Below are 21,840 nucleotides of genomic sequence, written 5' to 3'. Positions count from 1 at the left end.
ACGCCTGCCTTGCTTCCCGTCCCTCATGCCAGATCACAGGAGATCGCTCATGCTCAAAGGAAAAGTCGCCCTAGTCACCGGTTCCACCAGCGGCATCGGCCTGGGTATAGCCACGGCCTTCGCCGCGCAGGGCGCGGACATCGTCTTGAACGGCTTCGGCGACGCCGCGGAAATCGAGAAGGTCCGGGCCGGATTGGCCGAAAAGCATGGCGTGAAAGTGATCTACGACGGCGCCGACCTGTCCAAGGGTTCGGCCGTGCGCGATCTGGTCGAGAACGCCGTGCGCCAGATGGGCCGCATCGACATCCTGGTCAACAATGCCGGCATCCAGCACACGGCGCAGATCGAGGACTTCCCGGTCGAGAAGTGGGACGCGATCCTGGCGCTGAACCTGTCGGCGGTGTTCCATGGCACCGCTGCCGCGCTGCCGCACATGAAGAAGCAGGGCTTCGGCCGGATCATCAATATCGCTTCGGCGCACGGCCTGGTGGCGTCGGCCAACAAGTCGGCCTATGTGGCGGCCAAGCACGGAGTGGTGGGCTTCACCAAGGTCACGGCGCTGGAAACGGCCGGCCAGGGCATTACCGCCAACGCTATCTGCCCGGGCTGGGTCCGCACCCCGCTGGTGGAAAAGCAGATCACGGCGCTGGCCGAGAAGAGCGGCGTGGACCAGGAAACCGCGGCGCGCGAGCTGCTGGGCGAAAAACAGCCCTCGCTGCAATTCGTGACGCCGGAACAACTGGGCGGCACCGCCGTGTTCCTGGCTTCGGACGCCGCCGCGCAAATCACAGGAACGTCCGTCTCGGTCGATGGCGGCTGGACGGCGCGCTGAACAAAAAGGAAATCCCGCAATGCTGTTTCTGCTTTCTCCCGCCAAGAAGCTGGACTACGACTCGCCGCTGCACGTCGAGACCCATACCCAGCCGTTGTTCGTGGATCAGGCCGCGGCCCTGATCAAGGTGCTGAAGACCAAGTCGGCCGAGGACATCTCCGCGCTCATGAGCCTGAGCCCGGCCCTGTCCGAGCTGAACGTCCAGCGCTACGCCCATTGGAAGCGCAGCTTTACGCAGGCCAATTCGCGCCAGGCGGTGCTGGCCTTCAACGGGGATGTGTACGAAGGGCTGGAGGCTTCCACCCTGTCGGCCAAGCAACTGGATTGGGCGCAGGATCACGTGGCCATCCTCAGCGGCCTGTACGGCGTCCTGCGTCCGCTGGACCTGATGCAGCCGTATCGCCTGGAAATGGGCACGCGCCTGGCCACGCCCAAGGGCAAGAACCTGTACGAGTACTGGGGGTCGGCCATCGCCGACTACCTGAACGAACGGCAGGCGGGCCAGAAGGCGCCGGTGATCGTCAACCTGGCGTCCGAGGAATACTTCAAGTCGGTCGATCTGAAGACCCTCAAGGCGCGCGTGGTGCAGTGCGTTTTCCAGGACTGGAAGAACGGCGCCTGGAAGGTCATCAGTTTCCACGCCAAGCGCGCGCGCGGCCTGATGGCGCGCTACGCGATCCTGCACAAGGTATCCAAGCCGGAAGGCCTGCAGGGTTTCGACCTGGAAGGCTACAAGTTCGACGCCTCGGCTTCGTCCGAAGACAAACTGGTCTTCAGGCGCAAAGCGTAGGATGGGTCAAGCGCGGCAGTTCCCAGGTAAGAACCTGGATGCTGAACGCGCGCAACCCATGCTGCCGCAAGAGACGGTTTTCCGGCCCGACCCGGGCGCTGTCTGCCCGCAGCCGCATGGGTTGCGCGCGTTGGAGTTCGATGTTCTAGCTTAAGAACTCTCGCGCTACACCCATCCTACGGTCCGGGATTCAGGCTGCGGCCGCCACGGGCGGCGTGTGAGCCGGGTCTGCCAGGGCCTGCAGTTCCTGGCGGATCATGTGGGCGGCCTTGAGCATCTGCTTCACGGGGTAGACCAGCGCCGCCTGTTCCCCTTCCGTCTCGAACTGCGTGGGGAGGTTGGCGGGCGCCTGGGCGCGTTTTTCGTCCAGCAGGTCCACCATGCCGGTCAGCGCCCGCTGCACGGCGTCGGGCGTGGCGGGCAGGGCGGCCATGATGGGCACCGCCGCCGTGATCTGCGAGGCCAGGATGTGGTTCTGGATCAGCAGGTTGTTCAGTTCGGGCACGCTCACCTGGTGCGACTTGGGCTCGCTCATCATCCGGTAGAAGGCCTCGGCGAAATTGCTGAACGAGATGTGCACGTTCTTGCGCGCGAGCCTCCAGGCCAGGTCGGCGTCCGTGACCGCCGGGGTTTCGCCGGCCGAAGCCCCGACCGGGGCGCCGTGGGCCTGCATGGCTTCGACGTAGCGCAGGCCCGCCATCAGGTATTCGCGGTTGGCCCGCGTGGCGGCCGCGGCAAGCGGCCTGAGGTAGCGGGCCTCCCACCACGGCAGGATATAGCTGCACACCAGCGCCAGCGCGCAGCCCAGCAGCGTGTCGATGGCGCGTTCGCCGATCACCGACATGGAGACGGTGCCCGGCGACACGAAGTGGAACACCAGCACCACGAACAGCGTGTTGAAGATGGCGCTGGCCATGTAGTTCAGCTGCACCAGGCTGTTGCCCATGATGCACGCTCCCAGCAGCACGGCGAAGAGAATCCCGGGCCGGTCGGTCAGGTTGAACAGCAGCAGGGCGCAGAGGCAGCCGATCACGGTGCCCATCAGGCGCCAGCCATTGCGCTGGCGTGTCAGCGCGAAACCGGGCTTCATGATGATGACGATGGTCAGCATGATCCAGTAGTTGTGCGCGGAGAATTCCGGCGACAGCCAGCGGCTGGCCAGCGTCATGGCGATGGCCGCGGCGGCGGTCACGCGCAGCGCGTAGCGGAAATGCGGCGAATCCAGGCGCAGGTTGCTCGTCAGCAGCCCCACGCGGAACTCCTGGCGCGAAATGAAGCGCGTGAGCGACTTGTTGATGCGCAGCACGTCGGTGGGCTTGGCATCGGGCGAGGCCGCGGTGTGGTCGGCCAGCCTGTCCACGATGCGCGCCGAATTGCGCAGGCGGCGCAGCACCTGGACGATCAGCGCCAGCATTTCGGGCTCGCGCTCCCCCAGGCCCTGTTGCTTGAGCTGTTCGATCTCGTACTCGATGGCGCGCAGTTCGGCCTTGGCGCTGCTGCGGTATTGCACCTTGCGCCCGCGCGAGACGTCCAGCGCGATGCGATTGAGCTCCAGCGACATCTTCACCAGCGCGTCGCGCATGAACATCAGGCAGTCGCTGCCGGCCAGCGCGCGGCGCAACGCGGCGTAGTCGGTATGCGTGGCCACCAGCGTATCCAGGAGCTGCAGCATGTCCACGAACATGTTCCAGATCATCACGCGCTGGCGGTCGCCCAGGCCCTTGCCGCGGGGCAGGGCGCGCAGCACCATGTCGCGCGCCGCCTGGTGCTTTTCCGTCATGACGGACTGGCGCTGGATCAGCGTCCGGTAGGCCTCGTCCAGGTCGGCGGTGTCGTCATAGAAAGTGGCGCGGGCGGCGACGTAGTCGGCGGTCGCGAACAGCGCCACCGACATGGCCTGTTGTTCTTCCCGCAGCCAGAACAGGCGGGAAAAGCCCAGGCTGAACGCCACGTAGAACAGCGCCCCGCCCAGCGTGGCCGCCGCGTGCGCCAGTACTTCATGGGGTTCGAGCGGCGAGTGCATGGTCAGCGTCATCAGCAGCAGGCCGGCAAAGCCGATCAGCCCGCCGCGCTTGCCGAACACGGTGAACATGGAATAGACGAAGCATTGGACGATGACCGCCAGCCAGATCAGCACGGGGTGCGAGGAGGCCAGCCCGGTGACGACGACGGTCAGGGTGCCCAGCGCGGCGCCGCCCAGCATTTCGTTCGTGCGATGGCGCTGCGGGCCGCCGGGCTGGTCGATGATGGCCAGGCACTGCGCGCCGAAGGTCGCCACCAGCCCGGTCGTGTAGTCGCCGAAGATGCCGCCCAGCACCAGCACGGGCAACAGCATCCCCACCCCCTGGCGCACCCCGCCGAAGAAGTAGTGGCTGTAGAGGAAGCGGCGGATGCTGGCGATGCGCAAGTCCATGGGCGGCGATGAGGTTCTGGATAATGGAATCAAGTATAGAGAGAGTCGTGCTTTTTTTGGGGTCAGATGGTTACCGAACCTTCTGCGCAACGGTTGCGGAAAAGCCGATTTGCCACCTTTGACGCAACGCGGTAAATTGCTCCACTTGCGCCGGCCTGCCTATCCGAAGCCGGTGCGTTGAGGCGGATGGCCAGGGTCACCTCCCACCCCATCCCGCAGCAGTTACACCTGCCGTTGGCCGCGCCACAAGCGTGTGTTGCCAAGGCTTCCATTTCGACCTCCAGCGTCCCCCAGGGGCGTTTGCACTGCGTTCTGTCGAGCGTGTGCCGGGTCGGCAAGGTGTCCGGGTGGCGTGGCTCCGTGAGCCGCTAAGCGCCGGATCATGTTGTCGTAGCCGGTATGGGTTCAGTTGCCGCCGTATCCGGGCGAGCAGCAGTCAGGGTTTGCAGGGCCGGTTTTGAAAGGAATGACAACATGGAACTGAATGGCGCCGATATCGTCGTGCGCTGCCTGGCCGAAGAAGGCGTGGAACACGTTTTCGGCTACCCCGGCGGCGCGGTGCTTTACATCTACGACGCGATTTTCAAGCAAGACAAATTCCAGCATATCCTGGTGCGCCACGAGCAAGCTGCCGTGCACGCCGCCGATGCCTATTCGCGCTCGTCGCAGAAGGTCGGCGTCTGCATCGTGACCAGCGGCCCGGGCGTGACCAATGCCGTCACCGGCATCGCCACCGCCTACATGGATTCCATCCCGATGGTCATCATCAGCGGGCAGGTGCCCACTGCGGCCATCGGCGAGGACGCCTTCCAGGAATGCGACACCGTCGGTATCACGCGTCCCTGCGTCAAGCACAACTTCCTCGTGCGCGACGTCAAGGACCTGGCCGAGACCATGCGCCGCGCGTTCTACATCGCGCGCACCGGCCGTCCCGGCCCGGTGCTGGTGGACATCCCCAAGGACATCACCGTTGCGCAGTGCAAGTACGCGCCGCCCAAGGGCGAGATCTCGATGCGTTCCTACGCGCCCGTAAACAAGGGCCACCAGGGGCAGATCAAGAAGGCCGTGCAGATGCTGCTGTCGGCCGAGCGCCCGATGATCTACACGGGAGGCGGGGTCATCCTGTCGAATGCAGCGCCCGAGCTCAACAAGCTCGTGACGCAACTGGGCGCGCCCTGCACCAGCACCCTGATGGGTCTGGGCGGCTATCCGGCCAGCAGCGGCCAGTTCGTGGGCATGCCCGGCATGCACGGCACCTACGAAGCCAATATGGCGATGCAGCATTGCGACGTCCTGCTGGCCATCGGCGCGCGCTTCGACGACCGCGTGATCGGCAATCCCAAGCATTTCGCGCAGAACGCACGCAAGATCATCCATATCGACATCGATCCCTCGTCGATCTCCAAGCGCGTGCGCGTGGATGTCCCGATCGTGGGCAACGTGAAGGACGTCCTGGCCGACCTCAGCGCGCAGTACGACATCGCAGCGGCCGAGCACAAGCCTGCCTCCATCACCAAGTGGTGGGAGCAGGTCGAGACCTGGCGCGGCAAGGAATGCCTGAAGTTCGCCAATTCGGACGAGGTCATCAAGCCGCAGTACGTGGTGGAAAAGCTCTGGGAAGTGACCGGCGGCGACGCCTTCGTCACGTCCGACGTGGGCCAGCACCAGATGTGGGCGGCGCAGTACTACAAGTTCGACAAGCCGCGCCGCTGGATCAACTCCGGCGGCCTGGGCACCATGGGCGTGGGCCTGCCGTACGCAATGGGCGTGCAGATGGCCAATCCGGGGCACGACGTGGCCGTCATCACCGGCGAAGCGTCGATCCAGATGAACATCCAGGAATTGTCGACCTGCCACCAGTACCGCCTGACGCCGAAGATCGTCTGCCTGAACAACCGCTTCCTGGGCATGGTCCGGCAGTGGCAGCAGATCGACTATGGTTCGCGCTATTCCGAGTCCTACATGGATTCGCTGCCCGATTTCGTCAAGGTGGCCGAGGCCTATGGCCACGTGGGTCTGCGCATCGAACGCCCGGCTGACGTCGAGCCGGCGCTGCGCGAAGCGTTCAAGAAGCACAAGGACCGCCTGGTCTTCCTGGACTTCATCACCGACCGCACCGAAAACGTGTGGCCGATGGTCAAGGCCGGCCGCGGGCTGACCGAAATGCTGCTCGGCTCTGAAGACCTGTAAGGAGGCCACCCATGAAACACGTGATTTCCGTCCTCCTCGAAAACGAACCCGGCGCGCTGTCGCGCGTCGTGGGGCTGTTTTCCGCACGGGGCTACAACATCGAGACCCTGACGGTGGCGCCCACCGAGGATTCCACGCTGTCGCGCATGACCATCGTCACCACCGGTTCCGACGAGGTGATCGAGCAGATCACCAAGCATCTGAACCGCCTGGTGGACGTGGTCAAGGTCGTCGACCTGACCGAGGGCGCGCACATCGAGCGCGAACTGATGCTCGTGAAGGTGCGGGCCGTGGGCAAAGAGCGCGAGGAAATGAAGCGCATGGCGGACATCTTCCGCGGCCGCATCATCGACGTGACCGACAAGTCCTACACCATCGAACTGACGGGGGTGCAGGAAAAAGTGCAGGCCTTCCTCGAGGCCCTGGACCGCAGTGCCATCCTGGAAACCGTGCGCACCGGCGTGTCCGGCATCGGACGCGGTGAACGGATTCTGAAGCTTTGATCGACCGCACCCTACATCTGAACCAAACAAATATCCAAAATACTGGAATCTGGAGCACAACCATGAAAGTTTTCTACGACAAAGACTGCGATCTCTCCCTCGTCAAGGGCAAGACTGTTGCCATCATCGGCTACGGCTCGCAAGGCCACGCGCACGCGCAGAACCTGCATGACTCGGGCGTGAAGGTCGTGGTCGGCCTGCGCAAGGGCGGCGCCTCGTGGAACAAGGCCGCCAACGCCGGCCTGGAAGTCAAGGAAGTCGCCGACGCCGTCAAGTCGGCAGACATCGTCATGATGCTGCTGCCCGACGAGAACATCGCTTCGGTCTACAACAAGGAAGTGCACGCCAACATCAAGGCCGGCGCCGCCCTGGCGTTCGCCCACGGCTTCAACGTGCACTACGGCCAGGTCGTGCCGCGCGAAGACATCGACGTCATCATGATCGCGCCGAAGGCCCCGGGCCACACGGTTCGCAACACCTACAAGCAAGGCGGCGGCGTGCCCCACCTCGTGGCCGTGTACCAGGACAAGTCGGGCGCCGCGCGCGACGTGGCCCTGTCGTACGCCAGCGCCAACGGCGGCGGCCGTGCCGGCATCATCGAAACCAACTTCCGCGAAGAAACCGAAACCGACCTGTTCGGCGAACAGGCCGTGTTGTGCGGCGGCACCGTCGAACTGATCAAGGCAGGTTTCGACACGCTGGTGGAAGCCGGCTACGCGCCCGAAATGGCCTATTTCGAGTGCCTGCACGAACTGAAGCTGATCGTCGACCTGATCTACGAAGGCGGCATCGCCAACATGAACTACTCGATTTCGAACAACGCCGAGTTCGGCGAGTACGAAACGGGCCCGAAGATCGTCACCGACGAAACCCGCAAGGCCATGCGCCAGTGCCTGACGGACATCCAGACCGGCGAATACGCCAAGAAGTTCATCCTGGAAAACGCCGCCGGCGCCCCGACGCTGACCTCGCGCCGCCGCATCAACGCGGAATCGCAGATCGAAGTGGTGGGCGGCAAGCTGCGCGCCATGATGCCCTGGATCGCCGCCAACAAGCTGGTGGACAAGTCCAAGAACTGATCCTTGCCACTGCGCGGGGGCGACCCCGCGCAATCAGGGTCGAAGCGGCATGCCTGCGAGGGCATGCCGCTTTTTTCTGGCTTCTCCGTCGATTTGGCCGGGCACGCGGCTTGCTCCGCTCCGCAAGCGGGGCCAGATGGGTTAACCTTTCAATGTTCGTTGTAAGTTATTGAGACCATGCCCAATTTTTCCATGCGCGATTCCGAGAACCGCCACCGCAGCATCTATCTGCTGCCCAACGCGTTCACCACCGCTGCACTGTTCGCGGGGTTCTATGCCGTCGTGCAGGCCATGAACGACCGCTTCGAAGTGGCCGCGATCGCCATTTTCGCGGCCATGGTGCTGGACGGCATGGACGGCCGGGTCGCCCGCCTGACCAACACCCAGTCCGCCTTCGGCGAGCAATACGATTCCCTGTCCGACATGACCTCCTTCGGCGTCGCGCCCGCGCTGGTCATGTACGAATGGATCCTGAACGACCTGGGCCGCTGGGGCTGGCTGGCCGCATTCGTCTACGTGGCCGGCGCCGCGTTGCGCCTGGCCCGCTTCAACACCAACATCGCCGTGGTCGACAAGCGCTACTTCCAGGGCTTGCCCAGCCCGGCCGCGGGCGCTCTGGTGGCGGGCTTCGTCTGGCTGGCGGTGGACAACAAGCTGCCCATCCATGACAGCCTGATGGCCTGGGCCGCGTTCACGCTGACCATGTACGCCGGCATTTCCATGGTGTCGAACGCGCCGTTCTTCAGCGGCAAGAGCTTCGCCCTGGGCCGCAGCGTGCCGTTCTGGGGCATCCTGCTGGTGGTGGCCGTGTTCGTGTTCGTGTCCAGCGATCCTCCGGTCGTGCTGTTCGGCCTGTTCGTGCTGTACGGCCTGTCGGGCTGGATCATGTGGGCCTGGCGCTGGAACCGCGCGCGCCGCCTGACCCAGGAGCGCCGCAGCCAATCCTCCTGATCGGCGGCAGCCCAGAAAGACAAAACCCGCCGGCTGGCGGGTTTTGTCTTTCTGGGGGGAGGAGTCAGTGCCACATGAGCCGGTCGTCGTCGTACATGGGGTCCGGGCCGGGGTGGAAGTGCGTCACCTTGCTGCCGTCACGGCTCATGTACACGTACATCAGGGAGTTCCAGACGCCGTTTTCCTTGTAGCGGTACGACCAGACCACCTCGCGCTTTTCGCCCAGGCCGGCTTCCTCAATCTTGGCGGGGGGGCCGAATTCGCAGCGCACGCGGTCGGGACCCCATACGCCTTCGTTCAGCACCTTGAAGTGCGCGTCCGTCAGCAACGGCAGCACCTGGCCCACGCGGCCGTCGGCGCCGACGTTGGTGCCCCAGGCATATTGGCCCATGGGCTGCTGCGTCCAGATCACGCGGCGCCCGCCATTGGCCTGCGGGCATTCGAAATTGGGGCGGCCGAACTTGGCCATGACCTCGGCGTAGGGCGTGCCCGGCGGCACCTCGGCCATGTTTGCGCACGCCGCCAGGCCGGCCAGCGCCGCCGCGGCGAACGCGGAACGGGCGATTCTGTAATATTTTGACATATCATTCTCCTGCGGAGGTCGGGGCGCGGCGGCCTGATCCAGGAAAGGGGACAGACGGGCGTATTGGGGTAATTCTAGCGAATCGGCTATAATCATCGAGCTTTATCAAGTGTATTGATTCTGCAAGATATTTTGCGCTGGCCACGGAGGCCTGGAAACCCAAGCGCGCGCCCGGTGCCGAGCACCGCGCTTCGCGTCTATTGTCCAGGTGCCGTTTGAGTCATCATTGGCAGCAGTGAGAAAGCGAATTCAGCCAGGTTCGCGCAAATTTTTTACAAACCACGTCAGGGCGCCTCGGCCCTGTCGCATGTCCGAAGAGGTCATCAATGTCTGTAGCTGACATCAAGAAATCCGATATCGTTGCGCAATTCCAACGCGCTCAAGGCGATACCGGCTCCCCCGAAGTTCAGGTGGCTCTGCTCACCGCCCGCATCAACGAACTGACCGGTCACTTCAAAGAACACATGAAGGACCATCACTCGCGCCGCGGTCTGCTGCGTATGGTCAGCCGTCGCCGCAAGCTGCTCGACTATCTCAAGGGCCGCAATCCCGATTCGTACCGCGCACTGATCGAAAAACTCGGTCTGCGCAAGTGATCGACGGGGCTGGCTCCCCATGACGCAACCGTGGTCGGTGCGACGCATGTCGCGACGGCCACGGTTTTTCATTTGTAAGGAATAATCGTCATGTTCAATAAAGTGACTAAATCGTTCCAGTACGGCCAGCACACGGTCGTCCTGGAAACTGGCGAGATCGCCCGCCAGGCCTCCGGCGCCGTGGTGGTGTCGATCGAGGACACCGTTGTCCTGGCCACTGTCGTGGCTTCCAAGAAGGCCAAGCCGGGCCAGACGTTTTTCCCGCTGACCGTCGACTACATCGAAAAGACCTACGCCGCCGGCCGCATCCCGGGCGGGTTCTTCAAGCGTGAAGGCAAGCCCTCCGAAAAGGAAACGCTGACCTCGCGCCTGATCGACCGTCCCCTGCGTCCGCTGTTCCCCGAGGATTTCTACAACGAAGTCCAGGTGGTCATCCACACGCTGTCGGTCAACCCCGAGATCGATCCCGACATCCCCGCCATGATCGGCGCCTCGGCCGCGCTGGCCATTTCGGGCATCCCGTTCAACGGCCCGATCGGCGCCGCGCGCGTGGGCTACATCGACGGCCAGTACGCGATCAACCCCACCGCCTCGCAACTCAAGTCCTCGAAGCTGGACCTGGTTGTCGCCGGCACCGAAAACGCCGTGCTGATGGTGGAATCGGAAGCCGACCAGCTGTCGGAAGAAATCATGCTGGGCGGCGTGGTCTACGGCCATGAGCAAATGCAGGCCGTCATCAACGCCATTCACGAGCTCGTGAAGGACGCCGGCAAGCCCGATTGGGACTGGCAGGCTCCCGCCAAGGACGAGGCCCTGATCGCCGCCGTCACCGCGGCCGCCCAGGACGGCCTGAACGCCGCCTACCAGGTCCGCGAAAAACAGGCCCGCACCACGCAGCTGCGCGAAGTCTACGCCGACGTGTCGGCCAAGCTGAACGCCGCCGCCGCCGAGAAGGGCGAGCCGGCGCCGGACGCCGTGACCGTCGACAACATCCTGTTCTCGCTGGAGTCGGCAATCGTCCGCGGCCAGATCCTGAACGGCGAACCGCGTATCGACGGCCGCGACACCCGCACCGTGCGTCCGATCAGCGTGCGCCTGGGCGTGCTCCCGCGCGCTCACGGCAGCGCCCTGTTCACCCGTGGCGAAACCCAGGCGCTGGTCGTGGCCACGCTGGGCACCAAGCAGGACGAACAGATCATCGACGCGCTCATGGGCGAGTACCGCGACCGCTTCATGCTGCACTACAACATGCCTCCGTTCGCCACCGGCGAAACGGGCCGCATCGGCGTGCCGAAGCGCCGCGAAATCGGTCACGGCCGCCTGGCCAAGCGCGCGCTGATCCCGCTGCTGCCGGCACCGGAAGACTTCCAATACACCATCCGCATCGTGTCGGAAATCACCGAGTCCAACGGCTCGTCGTCGATGGCTTCGGTCTGCGGCGGCTCGCTGGCCATGATGGACGCCGGCGTGCCGGTCAAGGATCACGTGGCCGGCGTGGCCATGGGCCTGATCCTGGACGGCGGCAAGTTCGCCGTGCTGACGGACATCCTGGGCGACGAAGACCACCTGGGCGACATGGACTTCAAGGTCGCGGGCACCGAGAACGGCGTCACCGCACTGCAGATGGACATCAAGATCCAGGGCATCACCAAGGAAATCATGCAGGTCGCGCTGGCTCAGGCCCGCGAAGGCCGCCTGCACATCCTGGGCAAGATGAAGGAAGCGCTGGACGGTTCGCGCGGCGAGCTGTCGGCTTTCGCCCCGCGCATGCTGACCATCAAGATCAACCCCGAGAAGATCCGCGACGTGATCGGCAAGGGCGGCGCCACCATCCGCGCGCTGACCGAAGAAACCGGCACCCAGATCGACATCTCCGACGACGGCACGATCGTGATCGCCAGCGTCGACGAAGCGCAGGCCAAGGAAGCCCAGCGCCGCATCGTCGAGCTGACCGCCGACGTCGAAGTGGGCCAGATCTACGAAGGCTCGGTGCTGCGCCTGCTGGACTTCGGCGCCATCGTGCAGGTGCTGCCGGGCCGCGACGGCCTGCTGCACATCTCGGAGATCGCCAACTACCGCATCGCCAACATCAACGATGTGCTGAAGGTCGGCCAGCAAGTCCGCGTCAAGGTCATCGAGGCCGACGACAAGGGACGCCTGCGCCTGTCCATCAAGGCCATCGGCGGCATCGAGCAGCAGCAGCCCGCTGCGGCGCCCGAAGCCGCCCCGCAATCGGAACCGCAAGCCGAATAAGCCTGCGTAACCGGTAGCACAAGACGGCGCCTTCGGGCGCCGTTTCTTTTTTGGGCAGGCTGGGCCTGCACAGGCGCCTCCCAAATTCCCCCACTTCCTGTAAAGTCTTGCGCGAAGAGCAAGGCCCGCCAGCCCAGAGCGCGGCCTTCAGGCGTACTCGCGGGGGGAAATGGATGAGCAAGGCATGACCGGACGGCTGAGATCCGCTGGCGCCGCGGCGCTGCTTGCAATGTTGCTGGCCGGCTGCACCAGCAGCCCCGGGCCAGGCCAGCGCGGACCCAACAGCGAAGGCATGTCCGCCGACCAGTTCGGCCAGACCGATTTCAACCGCACCGTCACGCTGGAGGTGCGGGACAACCTCGCCAGCCTGTACGTCCTCCTCGACAAGCTCTACCGCCGCAATCCCAGGGAATGGCGCAAGACCGGCGTGGCCGACCAGGCGAAGGCGATCGAGCTCGTCAAGCATTCCATCGAAGTCCGGATCCCTCCCAGCGATCTTGCGGGCCTGCGCGACGTCCAGATCCTGGCGGTGGCGCTGGACCCGAATTACTCCGGCGACCGCGTGGCCGCATTCATCTACGGCCTGGCCGACACGATTATTGCCGCGCACAACGGGAAAACCCGCCTGTACGCTACGGACGCATTGGACGGGCAGCGGATTTACAATGCCGCACGTAACGTCGAGGCGGCCGCCTGGCTGCTGGCGTCGCGCCGGAACAGCCAGGGCGAACCCCTGCTGCTGGCCAATGAAATGTCCTTGAACGCCACGAACCTCAGTTTTGAGCGCGAATTCGGCGCCATCATCGGCCGGTTGGACCTGATCGCCAACCTGCTCGGCGAGAACACGCGGCGCATCGGGATCAACTACGCGCAAGGCCTGCTGCTATTCAATTTCCTGCCGGTGCGCTAACAGGATTCTCCACCGTGATCGATATCGCCTCCATTCAGACCGCCCGCGAAAACCTGCGTGGCCAGGTGCTGAAGACCCCGTTTACCCTTTCCCGCACGCTGTCCGACATCTTCGGCGCCGAAATCTGGCTGAAGTTCGAGAACCTGCAGTTCACGGCGTCGTTCAAGGAACGGGGCGCGCTGAACCGCATGCTGACGCTGTCGGACGCAGAGCGCGCCGCGGGCGTGATCGCGGTGTCGGCAGGCAACCACGCCCAGGGCGTGGCCTACCATGCGCAGCGCATGGGCGTGCCGGCGGTGATCGTGATGCCGCGCTTCACGCCGACCGTGAAGATCGCCAATACGCGCCGTTTTGGCGCCGAGGTCGTGCTGGCGGGCGACACCTTCGATGACGCCAAGGCGCGCGGCTACGAACTGGCGCAGGAACGCGGGCTCACCATGATCCACCCCTATGACGACGAGGCCGTCATTTCGGGGCAGGGCACGGTGGCGCTGGAAATGCTGGAGGACCAGCCGCAGCTGGACACGCTGGTCATCGCCATCGGCGGAGGCGGCCTGATTTCGGGCATCGCCACCGCGGCCAAGGCGCTCAAGCCCGGCATCGAGATCGTCGGCGTGCAGACCGAGCGTTTTCCTTCCATGTACGCGGCCGTCAAGGGCGTGTCCATGCCGCAGGGGGCCTACACCATCGCGGAGGGCATTGCCGTCAAATCGCCCGGCGAGCTGACCCGGCCCATCGTCGGCCAGTTGGTCGACCGCATCGAACTGGTCAGCGAAAGCGATATCGAGCACGCCATCGTGGTGTTGCTGGAAATCGAGAAATCGGTGGTCGAAGGGGCTGGGGCCGCGGGCTTGGCCGCACTGTTGCGCGCGCAGGAAGAAGGCAGCGACCGCTACAAGGGCAAGCGCATCGGCTTGGTCCTGACGGGCGGCAATATCGACCCGTTGATGCTGGGCGAACTGATCGAGCGCGGCATGGTGCGCGCCGGCCGCCTGGCCCGCATCCGCGTGGACCTGCGCGACCTGCCGGGCGCGTTGGCTCATGCCACCAAGCTCATCGCCGATGCGCAGGCCAACATTACCGAGGTGCACCACCAGCGCGCGTTCACCTCATTGCCGGTGCGCAATGTCGAAGTGGACTTCGTGCTTCAGACGCGCGGCCCCGAGCATATCCAGGAAGTGATCGAGGTGCTGAACGCGGCGGGCTTCGCCGCCAGCAACCACGACCACTGAGGACGTCAGGCCGCGCTGGCGGAGACGGCGTCGCGCGCCAGCAGGTTCTTCAGGCCGTACAGCCGCTCGCGGTGCAGCGTCGCCGACAGCGGCTCGGGCTCGCGCCCCAGCGCGACGTAGTCGGCGGGCACCTGCGCCGCGGCTTCGCGGATGCGGTCCGCGCCGGCTTGCCACCATTGCACCAGCATGCGGTCGGGGTTGTAGACATCCAGGCCCTGGCGGCGCAGTTCCGAACGGTTGAAGTCTTTCAGGTTCCAGGTCAGCACCTGCACCACGGGCGGCTGCTGCAGGCCGCAGCGGGCGCGCCGCGCCAGGCCGGCCGCGATCACGTGGAAATCCTTGGGGTCGCTGTAGCGCAAGGACGCCTCGTAGACCTGCGTATCCATTTCCCGGGCGGCGGGAAAGCGCGCATTCATGTCGTCCCACAACTCGGTCATGACCTCGGGCGGTATCTCCCAGATGCGCGAGGCGTTGCGGCGCCATTCCTCTCCGATGCGGTCGGTCCAGACTGGCTCGAACACGCCCGCCTCGGCCAGCCGGAGCAGCAGGCGGCGCAGGATGCCCGACATGAGGACGCAGGCGTCGAGGACGATGAAGGGCGGGGAAGCGTTCGGAATGGTCAAGGCGGGTGGGGTGTGCAGGGCGTTCAGGGCGTTCGGCGCGGCCGGGATGGGGCCGCAACCGTGCAGTGTAAGCGCTTCCGCCGGAACGCCGGCCTTCAAGGTTGAGCCGCGACCTCCAGCGCGCGTTCCAGCGATGCTCGGATCATTTCGCCGTGGCCGAATTGCGGGAAGGCCTCATAGCTGGCGTCGGCGCCTGCCGACTTCAAACCCAGGGCCATTTCGCGCACGGCGGCGCGTGGATCCTCGCCCGCGGCAGGCGCGGCGCCGCCGGGCATGGGGCGGTTGGCATCGCGCGGCTTGGTGCCGACCAGGATCGCCACGCGCTTGCCGGCGGCCTCGCGGGCGTCGAACCGCCGCCATTCTTCGATCAGCGCGCCGTCATGCCACCAGGCCGAAGGGTCGCCGACGATGTAGCGGGCGAAGGCCTGGGGGCGCGTAAAGAGCACGTGCAGCGTGAAAAGGCCGCCGTAAGAATGGCCCCACAGGTATTCGCGGTCCGGGTCGATGGCGGCGCGTTCCCGCACCAGCGGTTTTACCTTGCCGCGGATCAACTCCAGGAAAATGTCGGCGCCGCCGCCAACGCGGCCGCGCACCACGGGAGCAGGCACGGGCTTGCCGTTCTCGAACACCGGCGGCGTGTAGTCGTAGGCCCGCGACACCACGTCGTTGCGCGTGTCTACGTCGTAGCCCAGCGCGACCAGCACCGGCGCGCGGCCCTGTCCCAGCCGGTCCAGGTCGGCCGGCGTCAACGTGGCCAGGGCGGCGTTGCCGTCCAGCATGTAGAGCGCCGGGCTGCCGCCGCTTTCGGGCGGCTTCCTGGGAATGGCGATCTGGATACGATAGTGGCGCTTGCCATCGTCCGAGTCCAGATTGTGCGTTTCGAACCGATAGACCGCCGAGGGGTGGTCGGCCACGGTTTCCCCGAGGGGCTGCATGCCCGGGCGCAGCGGAGCGTCGGGCGCCGCCGCGGGCGCTTGCGCCTGCGCCGCCGTGGCCAGGATGCACGCCAGTACGGCGGTGGAAATCGGACGCGAGATCTTGTTTTTCATCGGAGGCCTACCAGGTGTAGAACGCCAACAGCCAGGCATGGTGTTCGCGGTACATCGACGCGACCACGTCGCGGTCGGCCGCCGCAGGGGTTGAGGGCACTCCACGTTGGGGAAAATTATTTGCGAATAAGAATCAGACGCAATTCTAGCTTTGGCTTGCTTATGTGAGAAGCGGACCGGTCGGGAAGGGGGCGGGGGCAGTAACAGGCGCGCAAAAGCGCGCCGATGGAGGCAGGGTGGGTGGTGCCCGAGACCGGAATCGAACCGGTACGACCGCGAGGTCGAGGGATTTTCTTACCACTTCGGCTTTCGCCGCCAGCGCGGGCTGTTCGTGGTCTGGAGCACGCCTTCACCTTAGCCTTGCAGCCTTAGGTGCCCGCCGTCTGCTCTCTACACCTTCCCCGGTTTTGCAAGCGGGGCTTGGCTCGGCGTTGGCTCGGAACGTGTCCAGGGCATTCGCCGAGTTTGACGGGCTACACCTTTGGAGTTTCCTCCAAAGGGCTCAAATTAGTTCAAGTCCCTTGTGTCTACCAATTTCACCACTCGGGCATTGCGCAGCCCTCGAAGGGCTGGCAGCGGGCGAGACTATACCATCCCGGGGCCCGGCTCAGCGCCGGGCCGACTTTGGCTTCAGGAGATGAATTGCACCGGCGGGCGGGGCCGTTCATCGACAGTCAGCGAGAACACATCGGGGCGCGAATAGTGCCCCACCACGTCGAAATCGTAGCGGGCGCGCACCAGCTCCCCGATATCCACCTGGGCGGTCAGCAGTCCGGGCTTGCCGCGCAAGGGGCCCGCCAGGACGTCGCCCAGCGGGCCGACGATGACCGATCCGCCGTTGATCAGCGGCCGGGCGGCGTCCCAGCCCGGCACGTCCTGGCCCAGTTCGGCGGGCGAGGGCTGCACCTGGCAGGCGCTGACGACGAAGCAGCGGCCCTCGTGGGCGATGTGGCGCATGGAGCATTGCCAGATATCGCGTTCGTCCACCGTGGGCGCGCACCAGATCTCGACGCCCTTGGCATACATGGCGGTGCGCAGCAGCGGCATGTGGTTTTCCCAGCAGATGGCGCCGCCGATGCGGCCGGCGGCCGCGTCGATGACGGGCAGGGTCGAGCCGTCGCCCTGGCCCCAGATCAGGCGCTCCGTGCCGGTCGGCATGAGTTTGCGGTGCTTGGCGGCCAGGCCGGTCCCGGGCTCGAAGAAGAGGGCGGTGCAATACAGCGTGCTGCCGCCGCGTTCGATAACCCCTACGACCAGGCTGGCCCCGGTGCGTTGCGACAGGCCGGCCAGCGCTTCCGTTTCCGGACCTGGCACGTCTACCGCGTTCTCGTAGTAGCGGGCGTAGGCCTCGCGGCCCTCGGGCAGGCGATAGCCCAGGCGCGTGCCGAACATCTCGCCCTTGGGATAGCCGCCCAGAAGCGCTTCCGGCATGACGACGAGGGACGCGCCGGAGGCCGCGATCTCGTTTTCATAGGCGAGGATGTTCTCCAGGGTCTGGGCCTTGCCTTCCGGGGAAGAGCCGATCTGCAGCGCGGCAACGGTTTTGGTGGTCATGGCGGTATCTCCGTGCATGGGAGGAATGTCGTGTCCCTAGTGTCCGGCTCCCCCTAAAATGAATCAATCCCGCCCAGAGATAAATGATATGAACAGAATTGATATCGAATCGACGGATCTGAACCTGCTGAAGGTTTTCGAGGCGATCTATGACGAGGGCGGGGCAGGCCGGGCGGCCCTGCGCCTGGGCGTGACGCAGTCGGCCGTCAGCGCGGCGCTGGGCCGCCTGCGCGCGCTGTATGGTGATGCCCTGTTCACCCGGACGGGCCGGGGGCTGGCGCCCAGCCTGCGTGCTCGAGAGTTGCGGCCCGTCATCGGCGAGGCGCTCGACAAATGCCGCCAGAGCCTGGCGCTGGCGCGGCCGGGCGCGGCGGACTTCGCCGGCCGGTCCGTAACGCTGGGCCTGTCGGACGATTTCGAGATCGCGCTGGGACGCGAGGCAATCGGCGTCCTGGCGGAAAGCGCGCCGGGCCTGCGCATCATTTTCCGGCAGACCCATAGCCGGTTGGCCGCGGACATGCTCATGGCGCGCGAGGCGGATCTGGTGATCGCTTCAGGCGGCCTGGCCTCGCACGCCTTGCAGCGCGTAACGGTGGGGCAGGGCGGCTATGCCTGTCTGCTGGATCCGGCAAGCCTGAAGCCGGGCCAGCAGTCCCTGTCGGTAGCCGAATTCGTCCGTCGCCAGCACGTCCTCGTTTCCTCGGGCGGTTTCATCGGCGTGGTGGACGAAGTGCTGCACGGCCTGGGGCTGACGCGCCGCGTGCAGGCCTCCACCACGCATTTCTCCGCGCTGGCCTTCCTGCTGCGCGGAGGCGATTCCCTTTCGACGCTGCCCACGCACGCGGCGCGCGGCCTGGCCGCGGCCACGGGCCTGCGCATGCTCCCCTGTCCGATAGCCATGCCGGGCTACGCCATCGAAATGGGATGGCGGGGAGATGCGTTGCGCGACGAGGCGGTGGCGGCGGTCAGGCGCAGCGTGCTGGGTTTGCTGGAAGGCTACGATTGGGCGGATTAGCGCCGATCTCAGCGGTACACCATCACCGGCAGTGTGGAGTGCGCCAGCACTTTTTGCGTCTGGCTGCCCAGCAGCATGGCCGCCATCGCGCCGTGGCCTCGCGACGACATGGCGATCAGGTCGCAGCCCTCGGTCATCGCCAGGTCGATGATCGCCTGGTAGGGGTTGCTGCTTTCGCGCATTTCCGTCGTGCAGGCCACGCCGGCGGTTTTTGCCCGGGCCGCGGCGTCCGCCAGGTAGGATTGGGCCAAGTCGCGGGCGTGGCGTTCGTATTCCGTGCGCACCCCTTCCAATTGCACGGTTTCCATGGAAATCGTCTGGAAGGGGCTGTAGACAGTCAGCACCGTGACGCTTGCGCCCAGCGCGCGGGCCAGGCCCAGCCCTTGGTCCAGGCCGGAATAGGCCAGGGCGGATCCATCGATGGGGATGAGTATGTGCTTGTACATGACAACCTCCTGAAGGTGAGGAGGGCGCGCGAGTCCGGGCGCCCTCCGAGGAGCGTGAACAGCAGCAGCACTATCCATACTACCCCTTGCGGGGACATTCCGGGGCATGCCCGAGGCCAAATGAAAAAGCCCTTGCGGAGCAAGGGCTTGATTCCATATGTTGGCGGAAGCGGTGAGATTCGAACTCACGAACGGTTGCCCGTTGCCGGTTTTCAAGACCGGTGCAATCGACCACTCTGCCACGCTTCCGGGTCGTGCATGGACCGCGTATCGTCCGGCAATCCGGCCATCTGGCAAACAATCTGCCCGAAGCGGACGCGATCCGCAGTAAAGGGCGCAATAATAATCCATTTGCTGCAAAGGAGGCACGCGATGCACGCCGTAGAAATCTCTCGCCCTGGTGGCCCCGAGGTCCTGGTCCCCGTGGAGCGTCCCACGCCGGAAACCGGCGCGGGTGAAGTCCTGATCAAAGTGAGCGCCGCGGGCGTCAACCGCCCGGACGTGTTCCAGCGCAAGGGCAACTACGCCCCGCCGCGCGGCGCCTCGGACCTGCCGGGCCTGGAAGTGGCCGGCGAGATCGTCGGCGGCGACCTGGCCGGCAGCGGCTTCGCCGTGGGCGACAAGGTCTGCGCCCTGGTGGCGGGCGGCGGCTACGCGGAGTACTGCGTGGCGCCCGTGGAGCAATGCCTGCCCATTCCCAAGGGTCTGTCCGACATCGAGGCCGCCGGCCTGCCGGAAACCTATTTCACCGTCTGGAGCAACGTGTTCGACCGCGGCCGCCTGGCCGAGGGCGAGGCCCTGCTGGTGCACGGCGGCGCCAGCGGCATCGGCACCACGGCGATCCAGCTGGCCCGCGCCATGGGCCACAAGGTCTACGCCACGGTCGGCAGCGACGAGCGGGCCCGCGCGGTGGAAGCCCTGGGCGCCGAGCGCGGCATCAACTACAAGACCCAGGACTTCGTGAAGGAAGTGCTGGACGCGACCGGCGGGCGCGGCGTGGACGTGATCCTGGACATGGTGGCCGGCGACTATATCGCCCGCGACATGCAGTGCCTGGCCGACGACGGCCGCATCGTTATCATCGCCCAACTGGGTGGATCCCACGCCAACGTGGACACGGCCCAGGTCATGCGCCGCCGCCTGACCATCACCGGCTCCACCCTGCGTCCCCGTCCGGTCGCCTTCAAGGGCGCCATCGCCCGCGCCCTGCGCGAGCAGGCCTGGCCGCTGCTGGAAAAAGGGGCCATCAAGCCCATCGTGCACGCCACCTTCCCGTTGGCGGAGGCCTCCCGCGCCCATGCCATGATGGAAAGCGGTGAAAACATCGGCAAAATCATCCTGACAATGTAAGAATCGCGCGGCGTTCGGCGTAGCGCCGCGCAACAGGATACAATCACGGGTTTCGCCTGGAATTTTTTCCAGGCAGGCCCGTGGGCGCTTGCCGTCCGCAATTCCTCTAGGCCCCTCTCTAGACAATTCGCCATGACTTCAGTCGAAAACCGCGCCCGCCTCGTGCTGGGCAACTGGAAGATGCACGGTAACCTGGCCGAGAACGCCGCGTTGCTGACCGAGCTGCGTGCCGCGGATGCTGCGAGCCACTGCGAAATCGGCGTCTGCGTTCCGTTCCCGTACCTGGCGCAAGCCGCTTCGGCCCTGACCGGAAGCAGCGTGTCCTGGGGGGCGCAGGACGTCAGCGCGCACGACAAGGGCGCCTACACCGGGGAAGTCTCCGGCTCCATGCTGAAGGAATTCGGCTGCCGCTGGGCCCTGGCCGGCCATTCCGAGCGGCGCGTGCTGCACGGAGAAACGGATGAAGCCGTCGCCGCCAAGGCCCAGGCCGCCCTGGCCGCCGGCCTGACTCCGGTGGTTTGCGTCGGGGAATCCCTGGCCGACCGCGATGCCGGCAACACCCTCGCCGTGATCGAGCGCCAGCTCAAGCCCGTGCTGGCCCTGGGAGCCGAGGCCGTGTCGCGCATGGTCCTGGCCTACGAGCCCGTCTGGGCCATCGGCACGGGCCGCAGCGCCAGCCCCGAGCAGGCGCAGGAAGTCCACGGCGCCATCCGCGCCGCCTTGCGCGCCCTGGGCGCCGGGCAGGTGCAAGTGTTGTACGGCGGCAGCGTCAAAGCTGCCAACGCCGCCAGTTTGTTCGCCATGACTGATATCGACGGGGCCCTGGTCGGCGGCGCGTCGCTTGTGGCCGAAGAATTTCTGCGAATCGCCGCCATCTAAGTTTCCGTTCCGGAGTCTGCAATGCCCTTGATGCTCAAACTTCTGCTGGCCGTCCAAGTGATATCGGCGCTGGCTATCATTGTCCTGGTCCTGCTGCAGCAGGGCAAAGGCGCCGACATGGGGTCCGCTTTCGGCAGCGGCTCGGCCGGCAGCCTGTTCGGCGCTACCGGCGCGGCGAACTTCCTGTCGCGCGCAACCAAGTGGGCGGCCGTCGTCTTCTTCGCGTCCACGGCCGGCCTGGCCTACGTCAGCCACAAGGGCTCGACCAGCTCCGCCGTCGAGTCCGGCGTGATGCAGAGCTACCCGGCCGACCGTTCGGTTCCCCAGGTGCCGGGTTCGACGCCGGCGACTCCGTCGGGCTCCTCGTCCGTGCCGGGCGCAGCTTCGGTTCCCGCGGCTCCGGCCAAGCCCGACGCGTCGGTGCCCTCGGCCCCTGCAGCGCCCGCCGCTCCGGCTCCGGCCACAGGCGACAAGCCGGCTGAAACGCCCGCGAAGTAAGCCACAGCAAGCGAAAAGGCCGGCTCATGCCGGCCTTTTTTCATCGCCGGGCCTGCCGGGGGGAAACGCCCTCGTAGTGGGGGCGGCAAGTCCG

The 21,840-nt window shown here is 65.7% G+C and carries 20 protein-coding genes and 1 tRNA gene; 14 read left to right on the top strand and 7 right to left on the bottom strand.

What is annotated here, in order from left to right; all coding sequences use genetic code 11:
- Positions 1–49 precede the first annotated feature (49 nt).
- Both JL37_RS09860 and yaaA read left to right on the top strand, forming a co-directional pair.
- Positions 50–832 (top strand): 3-hydroxybutyrate dehydrogenase, encoded by a 783-nt coding sequence (locus tag JL37_RS09860; protein ID WP_043543656.1) that lies wholly within the window; start codon positions 50–52, stop codon positions 830–832.
- A 19-nt stretch (positions 833–851) separates the two neighbouring features.
- On the top strand, positions 852–1,622 hold the full coding sequence (gene yaaA / locus JL37_RS09855) for a peroxide stress protein YaaA (RefSeq protein WP_043543654.1): 771 nt from the start codon (positions 852–854) through the stop codon (positions 1,620–1,622).
- Between the two features lie 190 nt (positions 1,623–1,812).
- Here yaaA and JL37_RS09850 read toward each other — a convergent pair whose 3' ends face one another.
- Positions 1,813–4,035, bottom strand: a complete 2,223-nt coding sequence (locus JL37_RS09850) for an FUSC family membrane protein (protein ID WP_043543653.1) — start codon at positions 4,033–4,035, stop codon at positions 1,813–1,815.
- 399 nt (positions 4,036–4,434) lie between these two features.
- Between JL37_RS09850 and JL37_RS09845 the strand changes: the two genes are divergently transcribed.
- The 4 genes from JL37_RS09845 (at position 4,435) to pssA (ending at position 8,758) form a co-directional block, all read left to right on the top strand.
- Positions 4,435–6,225, top strand: coding sequence for an acetolactate synthase 3 catalytic subunit (locus JL37_RS09845; protein WP_369798533.1), 1,791 nt, complete (start codon positions 4,435–4,437; stop codon positions 6,223–6,225).
- Between the two features lie 11 nt (positions 6,226–6,236).
- Positions 6,237–6,728 carry an acetolactate synthase small subunit gene (gene ilvN / locus JL37_RS09840; RefSeq protein ID WP_043543651.1) on the top strand — a complete coding sequence of 164 codons (492 nt, stop codon included), beginning with the start codon at positions 6,237–6,239 and terminating at the stop codon, positions 6,726–6,728.
- Between the two features lie 62 nt (positions 6,729–6,790).
- Positions 6,791–7,807, top strand: a complete 1,017-nt coding sequence (ilvC, locus tag JL37_RS09835; protein WP_043543650.1) for a ketol-acid reductoisomerase — start codon at positions 6,791–6,793, stop codon at positions 7,805–7,807.
- A 177-nt stretch (positions 7,808–7,984) separates the two neighbouring features.
- Positions 7,985–8,758 (top strand): CDP-diacylglycerol--serine O-phosphatidyltransferase, encoded by a 774-nt coding sequence (gene pssA / locus JL37_RS09830; protein ID WP_013391930.1) that lies wholly within the window; start codon positions 7,985–7,987, stop codon positions 8,756–8,758.
- A 64-nt stretch (positions 8,759–8,822) separates the two neighbouring features.
- Here the strand turns inward: pssA and JL37_RS09825 are convergent, their stop codons facing one another.
- Entirely contained in the window at positions 8,823–9,341 is a 519-nt protein-coding gene (locus JL37_RS09825; protein WP_043543649.1) for a hypothetical protein, read from the bottom strand.
- Between the two features lie 326 nt (positions 9,342–9,667).
- Between JL37_RS09825 and rpsO the strand changes: the two genes are divergently transcribed.
- From rpsO to JL37_RS09805, 4 genes are all read left to right on the top strand, one after another.
- Positions 9,668–9,937 carry a 30S ribosomal protein S15 gene (rpsO, locus tag JL37_RS09820; RefSeq protein ID WP_006223612.1) on the top strand — a complete coding sequence of 90 codons (270 nt, stop codon included), beginning with the start codon at positions 9,668–9,670 and terminating at the stop codon, positions 9,935–9,937.
- A gap of 90 nt (positions 9,938–10,027) precedes the next feature.
- Entirely contained in the window at positions 10,028–12,190 is a 2,163-nt protein-coding gene (pnp, locus tag JL37_RS09815; protein WP_043543648.1) for a polyribonucleotide nucleotidyltransferase, read from the top strand.
- Positions 12,191–12,374: 184 nt separating this feature from the next.
- Entirely contained in the window at positions 12,375–13,100 is a 726-nt protein-coding gene (locus JL37_RS09810; protein ID WP_043543647.1) for a hypothetical protein, read from the top strand.
- Positions 13,101–13,114: 14 nt separating this feature from the next.
- The gene (locus tag JL37_RS09805) at positions 13,115–14,332 is read left to right on the top strand and encodes a threonine ammonia-lyase (protein WP_043543645.1); all 1,218 of its coding nucleotides are present in this window, start codon (positions 13,115–13,117) and stop codon (positions 14,330–14,332) included.
- Between the two features lie 5 nt (positions 14,333–14,337).
- Here JL37_RS09805 and JL37_RS09800 read toward each other — a convergent pair whose 3' ends face one another.
- The 3 genes from JL37_RS09800 to JL37_RS09790 all read right to left on the bottom strand — a co-directional run bounded on the left by JL37_RS09800 (position 14,338) and on the right by JL37_RS09790 (position 17,558).
- Entirely contained in the window at positions 14,338–14,955 is a 618-nt protein-coding gene (locus JL37_RS09800; RefSeq protein ID WP_043543875.1) for a PIN domain-containing protein, read from the bottom strand.
- 95 nt (positions 14,956–15,050) lie between these two features.
- The gene (locus JL37_RS09795; protein ID WP_043543644.1) at positions 15,051–16,004 is read right to left on the bottom strand and encodes an alpha/beta hydrolase; all 954 of its coding nucleotides are present in this window, start codon (positions 16,002–16,004) and stop codon (positions 15,051–15,053) included.
- A gap of 630 nt (positions 16,005–16,634) precedes the next feature.
- Positions 16,635–17,558, bottom strand: a complete 924-nt coding sequence (locus JL37_RS09790) for a carbon-nitrogen hydrolase family protein (RefSeq protein WP_043543642.1) — start codon at positions 17,556–17,558, stop codon at positions 16,635–16,637.
- Positions 17,559–17,646: 88 nt separating this feature from the next.
- Between JL37_RS09790 and JL37_RS09785 the strand changes: the two genes are divergently transcribed.
- Entirely contained in the window at positions 17,647–18,573 is a 927-nt protein-coding gene (locus JL37_RS09785) for a LysR substrate-binding domain-containing protein (RefSeq protein ID WP_043543641.1), read from the top strand.
- A gap of 8 nt (positions 18,574–18,581) precedes the next feature.
- Here the strand turns inward: JL37_RS09785 and JL37_RS09780 are convergent, their stop codons facing one another.
- Complete coding sequence (locus JL37_RS09780) at positions 18,582–19,019, bottom strand: universal stress protein (RefSeq protein ID WP_043543640.1); 438 nt, start codon at positions 19,017–19,019, stop codon at positions 18,582–18,584.
- A gap of 161 nt (positions 19,020–19,180) precedes the next feature.
- Positions 19,181–19,268 (bottom strand) — tRNA-Ser (locus tag JL37_RS09775).
- 123 nt (positions 19,269–19,391) lie between these two features.
- Here JL37_RS09775 and JL37_RS09770 point away from each other — a divergent pair.
- The 3 genes from JL37_RS09770 to secG all read left to right on the top strand — a co-directional run bounded on the left by JL37_RS09770 (position 19,392) and on the right by secG (position 21,746).
- On the top strand, positions 19,392–20,369 hold the full coding sequence (locus tag JL37_RS09770; RefSeq protein WP_043543639.1) for an NAD(P)H-quinone oxidoreductase: 978 nt from the start codon (positions 19,392–19,394) through the stop codon (positions 20,367–20,369).
- A 132-nt stretch (positions 20,370–20,501) separates the two neighbouring features.
- The gene (gene tpiA / locus JL37_RS09765) at positions 20,502–21,248 is read left to right on the top strand and encodes a triose-phosphate isomerase (protein WP_043543637.1); all 747 of its coding nucleotides are present in this window, start codon (positions 20,502–20,504) and stop codon (positions 21,246–21,248) included.
- 21 nt (positions 21,249–21,269) lie between these two features.
- Positions 21,270–21,746: a preprotein translocase subunit SecG gene (secG, locus tag JL37_RS09760; RefSeq protein WP_043543635.1), complete on the top strand. Its 477-nt coding sequence runs from the start codon at positions 21,270–21,272 to the stop codon at positions 21,744–21,746.
- Positions 21,747–21,840: the final 94 nt, after the last annotated feature.

The sequence above is a fragment of the Achromobacter sp. RTa genome (genome assembly GCF_000757485.1).
GTDB lineage: Bacteria > Pseudomonadota > Gammaproteobacteria > Burkholderiales > Burkholderiaceae_B > Achromobacter.
The sequence above is the reverse complement of the archived record's forward strand: the minus strand, read 5'-3'. Positions and strand labels throughout refer to the sequence as shown.

Bases quoted from the DNA above. Each gene is read 5' to 3' on its own strand.
- JL37_RS09860 (WP_043543656.1), top strand. From the start codon at position 50: ATGCTCAAAGGAAAAGTCGCCCTAGTCACCGGTTCCACCAGCGGCATC.
- yaaA (WP_043543654.1), top strand. From the start codon at position 852: ATGCTGTTTCTGCTTTCTCCCGCCAAGAAGCTGGACTACGACTCGCCG.
- JL37_RS09850 (WP_043543653.1), bottom strand. From the start codon at position 4,035: ATGGACTTGCGCATCGCCAGCATCCGCCGCTTCCTCTACAGCCACTAC.
- JL37_RS09845 (WP_369798533.1), top strand. From the start codon at position 4,435: ATGGGTTCAGTTGCCGCCGTATCCGGGCGAGCAGCAGTCAGGGTTTGC.
- ilvN (WP_043543651.1), top strand. From the start codon at position 6,237: ATGAAACACGTGATTTCCGTCCTCCTCGAAAACGAACCCGGCGCGCTG.
- ilvC (WP_043543650.1), top strand. From the start codon at position 6,791: ATGAAAGTTTTCTACGACAAAGACTGCGATCTCTCCCTCGTCAAGGGC.
- pssA (WP_013391930.1), top strand. From the start codon at position 7,985: ATGCCCAATTTTTCCATGCGCGATTCCGAGAACCGCCACCGCAGCATC.
- JL37_RS09825 (WP_043543649.1), bottom strand. From the start codon at position 9,341: ATGTCAAAATATTACAGAATCGCCCGTTCCGCGTTCGCCGCGGCGGCG.
- rpsO (WP_006223612.1), top strand. From the start codon at position 9,668: ATGTCTGTAGCTGACATCAAGAAATCCGATATCGTTGCGCAATTCCAA.
- pnp (WP_043543648.1), top strand. From the start codon at position 10,028: ATGTTCAATAAAGTGACTAAATCGTTCCAGTACGGCCAGCACACGGTC.
- JL37_RS09810 (WP_043543647.1), top strand. From the start codon at position 12,375: ATGACCGGACGGCTGAGATCCGCTGGCGCCGCGGCGCTGCTTGCAATG.
- JL37_RS09795 (WP_043543644.1), bottom strand. From the start codon at position 16,004: ATGAAAAACAAGATCTCGCGTCCGATTTCCACCGCCGTACTGGCGTGC.
- JL37_RS09790 (WP_043543642.1), bottom strand. From the start codon at position 17,558: ATGACCACCAAAACCGTTGCCGCGCTGCAGATCGGCTCTTCCCCGGAA.
- JL37_RS09785 (WP_043543641.1), top strand. From the start codon at position 17,647: ATGAACAGAATTGATATCGAATCGACGGATCTGAACCTGCTGAAGGTT.
- JL37_RS09780 (WP_043543640.1), bottom strand. From the start codon at position 19,019: ATGTACAAGCACATACTCATCCCCATCGATGGATCCGCCCTGGCCTAT.
- JL37_RS09770 (WP_043543639.1), top strand. From the start codon at position 19,392: ATGCACGCCGTAGAAATCTCTCGCCCTGGTGGCCCCGAGGTCCTGGTC.
- tpiA (WP_043543637.1), top strand. From the start codon at position 20,502: ATGACTTCAGTCGAAAACCGCGCCCGCCTCGTGCTGGGCAACTGGAAG.
- secG (WP_043543635.1), top strand. From the start codon at position 21,270: ATGCCCTTGATGCTCAAACTTCTGCTGGCCGTCCAAGTGATATCGGCG.